Genomic DNA, 7,690 nt, shown 5'->3' with positions numbered 1-7,690 from the left:
TCGATGGAAGAGGCGATCGAATGGGCCAAGCGCATCCCCAACCCGGAGCGGGAGGCGGCCGAATTTGAGATCCGCCCAGTCTTTGAGGCCGATGACTTCGGGCCGAACCTCACTCCCGAGCTGCGGGAGCAAGAGGCGCGCATGCGGGCGCGAACGGAGTCCGGGAGACAGGACTCCAGACGGTAGTCGTACTCCATGAGATGCCCCGCCGGTCTGGACGCCTCTGAGAGGCAGGCCCCTGAGCACTGCGCGCGAACGGACCTCCCTGGAGGATCCCTGGGCTTCGCTGCGGGAGGATGTTGAAGGGAATCGAGTCAGTACGAGAGGCGGCTGTCGCAGGCGAGGAGATCCACAAAGCCGTCCCGGACCGCCAAAGCAGACTCCTGAGAGGATTGGGTCCAACTGCGCAACGCCCGATGGCCAATTCGCCTGTCAAGGGGGGATTCCGCGATTGCTCTTCTCGCCAGCCGGGTGAGGCGGCGGTGAGCCCGAGATGGGATCCCGGCGCATGTTGGAACGGCGTGGGTGGGGTTATGGACGGGGAGCAGCCCTGTGTGGGCACAAGTCACTGAACCGGCGGCTTCTTGCAGGCGTAGGCAATCCGGCCGAATCGATCAGAGGCCCCGGCCGCGAGCTCTAGCATCCCATGGTTGCTTCACACCGAGCGCATGCGCCCAAGGTGATCGGCATTCTAGACGCATCTCCCTCCGGGGACCTGAGGCGGAGCCATCGGCAGGTTGGGGTGTTGCTCGGCAATCACGCCTTGGGGATGACATTCAGTGCTTCGTGGCCACCTTCGTCTGTTTGACAATGATAGCGAATCCAACCTGCCGGACTCAGCGGCGAATCGATCTTGAGCTGCAACGCCGAGTCCCTGATTGGATTCTGCCTGATCTCAAGGCGAATGAAAGCGCCAAGGTATGCGGGCGAAGTTGCGCAGCTCACTGCACCCGCTCAAGTACGCCGGGACTGGCCGGGCGACTAACGCCTCGATCGGACCAACCCCTTTCGAACAGTCACAGCGATCTTGGGCAAGGTCGATTGCCAGCTATGCGGACGCCCCTGGGGCGTACTGGCCCTTCTTCGAGCCCCTCCAGCAGGCAGGGGTCCCGTTCCCCAACGTCGTCGTTGCGCCGACCTACGAGGGCTTTCTTCACCGCGAGACAGAGAAGCTGGTGTGCGCCTCTTCCGGCGAGGTCTGCATCCTGGAGATGCACGGCGACAGGCTTGGCGCGGGCCGCTACCCCATGTGCGGGATCACCTGTCTTCGGGTCAGCTCCGCTCTGCTGGACGCCCGGATTACGATCATGGGTCTGGGGCAAGACGGCCTCGCTCCCACATCATCAACGATTCGCTTCAATGCAGTGACCGACTTCCTGTTTGCCCCGATCATGAGGCGGATCCGCACGGGTGAAGCGGCCTCGACGGCATCCTCCGCCGCAAGCCCAGATCCCTTCAAGGCGTGGGGCAGGCGGAATCTCAAGTTCATGAACTATGCAGGTCGTTGCCTGCTCGAGGGTGAGGTGGTCGTTCAGGCGATTCTTCAGCCTGAAATCCTGGTAGGGGTCGCTTCGGCATTCGGCCGGACCTACCGCCGCACGGTTTCTCCGACGCATGCGACGATCCTGACGGACCGCGAGCTGATCACCATCCAGGAGATCCCGCACAAAGGCGACCACGAGAGGTACGGGGGACTGTGGACCTACCTGCCTCTTGACAAGATCGAACAGCTATCGATCACGGTGGGCCATCATCGTCTGACGGCTCTTGGCGTCCAGCTGCGTGGTGACACCTACCTGCAATATTCTTTCGAGCCATCGGCGCGAAACGAACTGGATGCCCTGGTGGGGAGGTTCATGGAACTGAAAGCAGGAATCTTGGAGAAGGCGGCGCAGGTGGGGCAGTCCCAGGCATGAAAGGCTACGCGCTTGCTTCGTCTGCGGCTCCTCCGGCAGCCGTGGTGTGGCTACGTGCGAGGGCCGTCACTGCAAGACCCCCTCTGTCCTTGGCTCCTGTTTCGGACTAGCCAGTGATCTCCGCCTAGGCCGCGCCTTCTGTCAATTGGGCTTCCTTACTTCTGTCCGTAGTAATCCTTGTAGCGGCGATGCAGGGCTGTCACGGTCTCCGCGGGGATTTCCTCCGGATGGCCCAATTGCAGCGCGAGCCATGCGGTTCGGGCGACATCCTCGACCATGACCGCGGCCTTGACGGCCGCCTCCGCCGTCGGGCCCACGGTGAACACGCCGTGGTTCTTGAGCAGGACCGCGCAGGATGTGCCGATGCTTTCCACCACGACCCGGCCGATCTCTTCCCCTCCAATGGGCGCGAACCCCCCGCAGGGGATTGGGCCGCCAAACTCGTCGGCGTGAGCCGTCAGGTAGACCGGGATTGAGCGGTAATTGGCGGCGAACGCTGTGGCATAGGGGGAATGGGTGTGGACGATGCCACCGACGTCGGCGCGCTGCCGGTAGATGTACAAGTGGCTGGCCGTATCCGAGGAGGGCTGCAAACCCGATTCCTGCAGCTGGCCTTCGAGATCGACAACTACCATGTGCTCGGGACGAAGGTCCTCATAACGTAGCCCCGACGGCTTGATCACTACCAGTCCTGTGGCTGAATCGCGGGCGCTGATGTTACCGCTCGTCCAGGTGACCAGGCCGTTCTTGGGCAGCTCCAGGTGCAGCCGGCACAGGTCTTCCCGCAGGGCCTCAAGCATGGACGACCCCCGCTCGGCTGCGCGCGTCGGCCCGCCAGTGCTTCAGCCGCTTGAGAACATCGTTCTCGCCGCGTCCGAAGTGATCGTGCAACCGCAGGTACTCCGTGAACAGTTCACTGTAGGCTGTGTGGTGATTCGGGTCAGGTACGAAGGCCTCGTCCTTCAGGCGAGCCATGTGCTTCGCCGCCTCATAGATCGTGTCGTAGCCACCCGAGCGTGCTCCGGCTGCCACGGCGCCGAACATGGCCGAGCCCAGGGCGGGTGTCTGCGTCGAGGAGCTGACCTTGATGGGCAGGCCGGTGACATCGGCGAAGATCTGCATCAGCAGCTTGTTCTTCTCCGGCAATCCACCGCAAGCCACCAGCTCGTGAATCGGGACGCCGTTCTGCTGGAAGGTCTCGACGATCACGCGCGTGCCAAACGCCGTGGCTTCGATCAGTGCCCGGTAGATCTCCTCCGGCCTGGTGGCGAGCGTGGCGCCGAGAAGCACGCCTGCCAGATCCGCGTCGACCAGCACCGACCGATTGCCATTCCACCAATCGAGAGCCAGAAGCCCGCTTTCCCCCGGCAGGAGGGCTGCGGCCTTGCGTTCAAGCCAGGTATGGATATCGATCCCTTGTTCGGCAGCCTCTCGCTCGATTCGAGCCGGAACGCAGTTCTCCACGAACCATGCGAAATGGTCTCCCACGCAAGACTGACCCGCTTCGTAGCCAAAGAAGCCTGGGATGATCCCGTCTTCCACGCACCCGCACATGCCTGGGACGAGGTGCTCTTCCCGTCCCAGAACCATGTGACAGATGGAGGTGCCCATGATCATGACCATCCGGCCAACGTCCGTAACCGTCGCGGCCGGGACGGCCACATGGGCGTCCACATTGGCGATTGCCACTGCGGTCCCAGGCATCAAGCCCGTCCAGGCAGCGGCTTGTTGCGTCAGGCCTCCAGCCTTCTCCCCCACGGGGCGAATGTCCGGGGACATCTTCGTGTCCACGACACCGGCGAACTCGGGGTGGAGGGCTCCAAAGTAATCCTGTGGAGGGAAACCTTCCCGCTTGGACCAGAGAGCCTTGTAGCCGGCGGTGCATGAGTTGCGGGTCTCAACCCCCGTCAGCTGCCAGACTACCCAGTCCGCCGCCTCGATCAGCCGATCTGCCGCGGCGTAGATCTGGGGAGACTCATTCAGAATCTGCAGGGCTTTGGCGAAGAACCACTCCGAAGAAATCTTGCCGCCGTAGCGGTCGAGCCAGGCTTGCCCCGTCTCCCGGGCCACTCGGTTGATCTTGTCTGCCTCGGGCTGGGCGGCATGGTGCTTCCAGAGCTTCACCCAGGCGTGCGGCTCGCCGCGCCACTGCGGGAGCATGCACAGGGGCGTTCCGTCCGACCGGACTGGGAGCATCGTGCAGGCGGTGAAGTCGATCCCGACACCGATGACGTCCGGGGGGGACACTCCGGCGTCCTGCAGCACGCGCGGGATTGTGATCTGGAACGTACGGAGGTAATCCTCAGGGTCCTGCAGGGCCCAGTCGGGCGCAAGTGGGAGCGCCGTCTCCGGGAGCCTTTCGTCGATGACTCCGTTTGAATAGGGATACACTGCCGTCGCCACCTCATGCCCGGTGCCGACTTCGACCAGAACCGCCCTCCCGGACTCCGTGCCAAAGTCCACACCGATGGCGTACTTCATCCGGAGACTCCTCCACGACCTGCCCGGGCGGCCTTGGCCGCGTTAGCGGGCATTCTCGCTTCCCCTGTGATGGTAGAGGTCCCAACTCATGTACTTGCCAAGGCCCTCTTGCAGGATCGAAGCGCAGAGCGAAGGGCTAAGCGCCACATGGTGCTCGAAGCCTTGCTCGCAGATGTACGTCAACAACCTTTGTAGGTGGTCGATGTGGACGACTCCGTAGCCGCCGAAGGTCCGCAGAGGATCGTTGGTCAGGCGGCCCTCCCCGAAGTATGCCCGGAGGCTTCCGTTCAGATCATCGGGTGACACGCGGCAGTAGGTGAAGGGAGTCTCCCGAACGCGCCCGACGATCGTCCCGTAGGTATTCTCCTTGCCCACCGTGCCGGCGATGATGGCCTGGTAGTCCATGACCGGGATGTCCTCGGCGGCGATCCCTTCCTGGGCGAAGATGTCTTTGGGCAGATTGGAGCAATGGAAGATGACAGCCTTGTCCGGGTCGTCCCCGTAGTTGTTGTTCCAATCCACGATGGCGCTGGGCTTTCCTGTCGCCAACACCATGGCGTACATTCCGACCAGTCCTGCAACGTCGGTCTCACAGGCGGATGGCATCAGGTTATTGCTCATCATGCTCATCAGGGTGCAAGGCACGACGCCGTAGAACTCCTCCATCGCCGTCCAGCATTGCAGTGCCGTGGCGACAACCTCGGTCTCCTGCATCCATGCCTCGATGGTCACACCCAGCTTCGCCATCTTCGTCAAGGCCAGCGCCGGCACACGCCCGGTCGGGATGTAGGCGGCGATCTCGTCCATCTTCCTCTTGACCGATGGGTCCGCATCGCCCAGCTTCAGAGCCCGTCCGAAGATCTCGGATAGGTCGACCGTCTCCACCGAGATGCCGGTTCGTTCGAGGAGCTTCTCACTGAAGCGCACGGTCTTGAACGCTGCCGGGCGGGCGCCGATGACCCCTAGGCGCACGGAGCGCAAGCCCCGCACCATCCGGCACATGGCGGCGAAATCGCGCAGGTCGGCTCGGAAGGCCTCGCTCTCGGGATCCACGGTGTGCAGCCGAGTCAGGCTGTAGCGAATGCCGTATTGGGCCAAGTTGTTGCAGCAAGACATCTTGCCGCAGAAGGAATCGCGTCGATCTGCCGAGGTCATCTTCGTGGGATCATCTGGGAACGCATGCACCAGCACCGGCACATTCAGGTCGGCCCAGCGGATGGCGTTGGCGATCGCCGTCTCCTCGCCGAAGTTGGGCAGCGTCACCAGGATTCCGTCGATGTCGTCGCGCCGGGCCCGGAACAAGTCAGAGCACTTGTGCGAATCTGCCAGGCTGAAGACCGCCCCGAATTGGGATTCGCTTTCGCTCAGGCAGACGGCCTGGATGCCTTCAGCCTGCAGCACCTTCAGCACCGTCTTGCGGCCGCTGTCGCACAGGTGCGAAGGAAAGAATCCTCGGTTGGCAACGATCACGCCCAGGGTTACAGGCTTCATCCTGGCCTCCTACTTCCGATGATGGAGTTCCCGACCTCGAACACTACCGCAACCGAAGAGCCCACCGCTTGTCTACCGATCCGAAATGTCAATGGCATAGTTGGAAAACAACCTTGCCTTTCCCGTTTCCACGCTGAGCAGGATAATGAGCCCCTTGACTTCCGGAGGGACGGCTACCTCAGTCGTCCACGTCGCCACATCCCCGGCCGGAGTGATTGGCACGGAGACGATGTCTGGGGTTTCATAGAAACCATAGAGCACGCCATCCTCGCCGATGACGGGCGGGTTTCCAATGTGCACGTAGGAAGGGTATTCCCCTGGATTGGCCGTCTTCCACGTGAATTCGAGCCCATCTGCGGTCCGCTGAACGTCGGTCAGCTCGAGGGTCACCTTGTTGATGGCCTCCATAGGGGTTGCGGCGTCCTGGATCAAACCGTCCACCGGATCCCCCACGGGAAACGCCAGATCCTCGATGACCTGGTCGAGATTCACCTCCAGCGAGGTGTCCACCTGGCCTTTGTCCTGCTCGTAGTAGTTGTATTGGCCGGTGACATAGCTGTAGTCGAGGGTGATTGTCGAACCCGGTGTGGGTGAGACCCCCTCGCACTCGACGTAAATCGGCTGGAGCTCAGGTTCTGCCTTACTGCCGGCGATGAAGCCCCTCAATTGGAATCCCGGCGCCACCCGGTGGCCGCCGGTTCCCACGAACACGGTGGCGCACTCGCGGTCCTCGCCGCCGGCGTGAAGCACTGCCGGCGCACCCTCGACGGCTTTCATGGCGCTCCAGTCCCCGGTCTCGTTCAGCAGAGCGAGGTCGATGCGCAGAGCCCCGTCTTCCATCGCGCCCACCTTCGTTGGAACGGCTCGCCAGCCCATGGACTCCGTGGAAGAAGCGGCTTCTAGCCCCTCCGGCAGAACGATGTAGGCACAGGCAACGTTGAAGAGGAGAGGTGCCAAGAGACACGCGATCGGGATTGAGCCTCGCTTCATGGGTAGTCAGTTCCTCCTCTGCCCGATGGTTCCGCCGACTGGCCGCAACCATCCCGACCGCGCTCATCGACCGACGCCAGGGGCGGACGATCGTCCGCCAGCCCAGCTACGGGCTGGCCTCGAAAGTGGGAATGATCGCCTTGATCAATGAGACCACTTGCCAGTATTCAGCGGGGGCATCCGTGCCACCGTCTACGCCCCTGACCGTCTTCGTCTCACCCTGGTCCGACACGGTGATGTAGTATCCGTAGCACTGCCCGCACGGGTCGTGCCAGGTGTTGTACATCTCGGCGGTAAACCAGCCGAGGTCACGCGTCCCTCCCAAGAGTTCGCCTACTTCCTCGATCGTCGCGGGCTTCTCGATTCGGTTGATTCCGTCATCCCCGACGATCAGCCCATCGGGGTAGATGGCATAGACCTCGTCGACGCAGCGAGGACCCCCATTCCGCTCGTAGACGATTGCCGCTCCGCCTTGCACCATGCTTTCGGAAAGGTCCTGCCGGTAGGGCTTGGGAGCACAGTGATCCGATCCGGCCGTCCCGGCGGAGCCGGCCGCTGGAGATTGCATGCGGGCGAAGACCAGTGCAAGAGCCGCCAGTCCGACGACCGCGGCCGCGGCAATCACCCATGAGCGGCGTCGGTGCCGCGTAGCTGTTGCGACCTCGCCGGCAGTGGGACCCTGTACTCGGCGACGGCGCTTCCGGCGCGCCGCCAGAACGCTCTGAACGGCGATGAACATGAACGTCAGCAGGCCGATGACGATATTCGTCCACCACGAACTCAGATTGCCATTGAACTGGATCAGCGTTTGC

At 62.8% G+C, this 7,690-nt stretch carries 7 protein-coding genes; 2 read left to right on the top strand and 5 right to left on the bottom strand.

Annotated features, from left to right (window positions below):
• Both MUO23_13680 and MUO23_13675 read left to right on the top strand, forming a co-directional pair.
• A partial coding sequence (locus tag MUO23_13680; GenBank protein ID MCJ7514000.1) for a hypothetical protein occupies window positions 1-186 on the top strand: 186 nt, incomplete at its 5' end.
• Window positions 187-932: 746 nt separating this feature from the next.
• The gene (locus MUO23_13675) at window positions 933-1,916 is read left to right on the top strand and encodes a hypothetical protein (protein MCJ7513999.1); all 984 of its coding nucleotides are present in this window, start codon (window positions 933-935) and stop codon (window positions 1,914-1,916) included.
• A 155-nt stretch (window positions 1,917-2,071) separates the two neighbouring features.
• Here MUO23_13675 and MUO23_13670 read toward each other — a convergent pair whose 3' ends face one another.
• The 5 genes from MUO23_13670 to MUO23_13650 all read right to left on the bottom strand — a co-directional run.
• Complete coding sequence (locus tag MUO23_13670) at window positions 2,072-2,716, bottom strand: L-ribulose-5-phosphate 4-epimerase (GenBank protein ID MCJ7513998.1); 645 nt, start codon at window positions 2,714-2,716, stop codon at window positions 2,072-2,074.
• Window positions 2,709-4,397, bottom strand: coding sequence for a ribulokinase (gene araB / locus MUO23_13665; GenBank protein MCJ7513997.1), 1,689 nt, complete (start codon window positions 4,395-4,397; stop codon window positions 2,709-2,711). Before araB ends, MUO23_13670 begins: the two co-directional genes overlap by 8 nt.
• A gap of 42 nt (window positions 4,398-4,439) precedes the next feature.
• Entirely contained in the window at window positions 4,440-5,888 is a 1,449-nt protein-coding gene (locus MUO23_13660) for an L-fucose/L-arabinose isomerase family protein (GenBank protein MCJ7513996.1), read from the bottom strand.
• A gap of 72 nt (window positions 5,889-5,960) precedes the next feature.
• Window positions 5,961-6,878, bottom strand: a complete 918-nt coding sequence (locus MUO23_13655; protein MCJ7513995.1) for a hypothetical protein — start codon at window positions 6,876-6,878, stop codon at window positions 5,961-5,963.
• A 106-nt stretch (window positions 6,879-6,984) separates the two neighbouring features.
• Window positions 6,985-7,690 (bottom strand): hypothetical protein (locus tag MUO23_13650; GenBank protein ID MCJ7513994.1); only part of this gene is annotated, 706 nt, incomplete at its 5' end.

The organism is Anaerolineales bacterium, from assembly GCA_022866145.1.
Lineage (GTDB): Bacteria > Chloroflexota > Anaerolineae > Anaerolineales > E44-bin32 > PFL42.
Note: the sequence above shows the minus strand (reverse complement) of the source record. Positions and strands in the feature narration are given on the sequence as shown.